The 369-nt window shown below is 26.6% G+C and carries 1 pseudogene; it reads left to right on the top strand.

Features of this window, described 5'->3' with window-relative positions:
* Positions 1–186: pseudogene (locus RI01_RS03300) on the top strand (DNA adenine methylase); the annotation flags it as partial.
* Positions 187–369 lie beyond the last annotated feature (183 nt).

Genomic DNA, 369 nt, shown 5'->3' with positions numbered 1-369 from the left:
CAATATAATCAAAATGCCAAAAAAAGAAAAAAATTAACCAGGTCAGCTATCTTTTATGTTTTAAATAAATACGTTTTTCGTGGTATTACTCGTTATGATAAGCAAAATAATTTAAAAATAAATTTTGGCTACAAACCCAAACAAAAAACTCCCATCATCAATTTAAACGAATTAGTTACATTCTAAAGACATTTCCAAAAGAAAAAACATGTTTTATATTATATGGATTTTCGCAAAGTTATCGCCAATAGTCAAAAAGGCGATTTTCTTTTTATCGATCCACCATATTACTATGAAGGGATTAAAGATAAAGATTTTTACCAAAAACCATTTTCTTTTACTGATCATCAACAATTAGCCTTGGAATTA

Origin of the sequence: Italian clover phyllody phytoplasma str. MA1, from assembly GCF_000300695.1 — a bacterium.
In the GTDB taxonomy this organism is placed as follows: domain Bacteria; phylum Bacillota_I; class Bacilli_A; order Acholeplasmatales; family Acholeplasmataceae; genus Phytoplasma.
The sequence above is the reverse complement of the archived record's forward strand: the minus strand, read 5'-3'. Positions and strand labels throughout refer to the sequence as shown.